The 2,602-nt window shown below is 69.1% G+C and carries 4 protein-coding genes; 3 read left to right on the top strand and 1 reads right to left on the bottom strand.

Going from position 1 to position 2,602, the window contains the following annotated elements; translation table 11 throughout:
- The 3 genes from WEB06_06440 to WEB06_06450 form a co-directional block, all read left to right on the top strand.
- Positions 1-378, top strand: a 378-nt coding sequence (locus tag WEB06_06440; GenBank protein ID MEX2555252.1) for an acyl-CoA dehydrogenase family protein, incomplete at its 5' end; no start/stop codon positions are given.
- Positions 379-380: 2 nt separating this feature from the next.
- Positions 381-1,373 carry an LLM class flavin-dependent oxidoreductase gene (locus WEB06_06445; protein MEX2555253.1) on the top strand — a complete coding sequence of 331 codons (993 nt, stop codon included), beginning with the start codon at positions 381-383 and terminating at the stop codon, positions 1,371-1,373.
- A gap of 2 nt (positions 1,374-1,375) precedes the next feature.
- Positions 1,376-2,404, top strand: a complete 1,029-nt coding sequence (locus WEB06_06450; GenBank protein ID MEX2555254.1) for a zinc-binding dehydrogenase — start codon at positions 1,376-1,378, stop codon at positions 2,402-2,404.
- Positions 2,405-2,408: 4 nt separating this feature from the next.
- On the opposite strand, the gene WEB06_06455 is transcribed toward WEB06_06450, so the two are convergent.
- Positions 2,409-2,602 (bottom strand): cell surface protein (locus tag WEB06_06455; protein ID MEX2555255.1); only part of this gene is annotated, 194 nt, incomplete at its 5' end.

Here is a 2,602-nt window from a genome sequence, read left to right on the forward strand (position 1 = left end):
CACCACTTGCTCACGCAGATGACCGAGTACGCGAAGACGCGCGTTGCCTTCGGGCACCCGATCGGCAAGAACCAGTACATCCAGGGCTACATCGTGGACTCGTGGGTCGAGCTCGAGGCGGCGCGCGCGTTCGTGTACGAGATGGCCTCGCGCGTCGACGACGGCGCCGACGGCCGGCGCGAAGCCGCGGCCGCGAAGCTCTACGCGACCGAGATGGTCGGTCGCGTCGCCGACCGGGCGATCCAGGTCTACGGCGGGAACGGCTTCATGACGGAGACCGGTATCGAGCGTTTCTGGCGTGAGGTTCGCGCGCAGCGCTTGTACGAGGGAACGAGCGAGATCCTCCGTAACAACATCGCGAAGACGCTCGGGCTCTAGGCGTGGCCGTCGCCGCGTTCATCTCGCCGGGTAAGGACATCGCGACCGCCGTCGCGCGGGTTCAGCGCGCCGAACGACTCGGATACGAAGCGGTCTTCTCCACACAGGTCGGCGGTCGCGACGCGCTGATGACGCTCGCGGCCTACGCCGCCGGAACGGAAACGATCAAGCTGGCGACCGGCGTGCTGCCGGCCTTCCCTCGCCACCCGGTCTCCCTCGGCATCGAGGCCGCAACGCTCGACGAGATCACCGGCGGCCGGCTGATCCTCGGGATCGGACCGTCTCACCAGATCACGATGGAGACCTGGTACGGCATCGAGATGCGCAGGCCCTTGAAGCGGATCCAGGAGTACGTCACGATCCTGCGTTCGATCTTCACTACGAACGGTGTGTCTTTCGAGGGCGAGTTCTACAAGACCCAGTTCGCGTTCCTCGCGTACGCCGCGCGCGGCGACTTGCCGATCTACATCTCGGCGCTTGCGCCGGGGATGCTGAAGTTCTGCGGCGAGGCGTGCGACGGCGACATCCTTTGGGGATGCTTGCCGACCTACATCCGCGAGACGGTGACGCCCACGATCCACGGGGCGGCAACCGCGGCAGGCAGGGATCCGACGGCTGTGACGATCGTTGCCGCAGTGCCCACCGCGCTGACGTCGAACCGGGAGGCCGCGTTCCAATCGTTCCGCAAGGACTTCTTCGTCTACATGACCCTGCCCTTCTACCGGCGTGCGATCGCCGGCGCCGGCTACGAGCGCGAACTGAAGGCATTCGACGACGCGGGCGCGGCCGGCGACTTCGGCGGACAGCTCGCCGCGATCAGCGATCGGATGCTCGACGAGTTCGGCGCGGTCGGCGACGAGCGCCAGATCGCGGACAAGTACGCCGAGTATCGCGAGGCCGGCGTCACGCTCCCCGCAGCCGGCTTGTTCAACGCAGGCGACGGATTCGCGGGCGTCGAAGAGACGCTCGAGGCCGTCGCGCGCGTCGGGGGCTGATCATGCGCGCGGTACGGTTCGTCGGCATCGGCAAGCCCCTCGAGATCGTCGACGTTCCGGATCCTTCACCGGCGCCGGGCGAAGTCGTCGTGAAGGTCGCCGCGTGCGGGATCTGTGCCTCGGATCTCCACATGATGGACGGGACGCTGCCCGTGCGGACGCCCCCGCCGGTCACGCCGGGCCACGAGGCCAGCGGCGTGATCGCGGCGCTCGGGGACGGCGTGACCGGATGGAGCGAGGGCGACCGCGTGACGATGTACGCCGGCAAGCCGTGCAGAGAATGTGCCGCGTGTCGCGCCGGCCGTGTCGAGCAATGCCTGGCCCCGCTGACGCTCGGGGTGGATTACGACGGCGCGTGGGCCGATCACGTGGCCGTTCCCGCCGAGGCCTGCGTCCGTTTGCCCGACGCGGTCTCATTCGAGGTCGGCGCGATCCTGGCCGATTGCGTCGCGACGCCGTTCAACGCGGTGGTGGACGTCGCGCAGGTGAAAGCGGGCGAGCGGGTCGCCGTGTTCGGCATCGGAGGTCTCGGGACGCACGCGGTACAGATCGCGCGTATGGCCGGTGCCGGCTTCATCGCGGCGATCGATCCTTCCCGAGGGGCACGCGAGCGAGCGCGTGCGCTCGGCGCGGACCTGACGGCCGAGCCGGACGGCGCCGTTGCCGCGATCCGCGCGGCGACCGGCGGGGAGGGCGTCGACGTGTCGTTCGACTTCGTCGGCAAGAACGCGGTGCTGAAGCTGGCGACCGCTTCGCTGGCGCCCTGGGGCCGCTGCATCCTGGTCGGCGTGAGCGGCGAGCGCATCGAGCTCGGTCCGTCGATCCTGTTCGCCGTTCGCAAGACGCGGTTGATCGGTTCCTACGGATACCGGCGAGAGCACCTCGAGCTGTTGACGCGACTCGTCGAGACGGGCCGGCTGGATCTGTCGGAGTCGATCTCGGCGACGCTCCCGCTCGAGCGAGCTGCCGACGGCGTCGAGATGCTCGAGACCAAACAGGGCGATCCCGTTCGGATCCTGCTCGTGCCCTGAGGGGTCACGGCCCGTCCCAGTCGCCGACGATGGGCGTGTCGGTGGAACGGCCGAACGCGAACGCCGTGACGCTGCCGGGCGGGGCTTGATCGGCGAGGTACCAGACGTTGCCGCGGTGGACGCCTGGCTCGTCGTCGCCGTCGCCGTCCCAGTCGCCGACGATGGGCGTGTCGGTGGAACGGCCGAACGCGAACGCCG

Source organism: Actinomycetota bacterium (genome assembly GCA_040905475.1).
In the GTDB taxonomy this organism is placed as follows: Bacteria; Actinomycetota; AC-67; order AC-67; family AC-67; genus DATFGK01.

Coding starts and splice junctions, on each gene's coding strand:
- WEB06_06450 (MEX2555254.1), top strand. CDS start 1,376: ATGCGCGCGGTACGGTTCGTCGGCATCGGCAAGCCCCTCGAGATCGTC.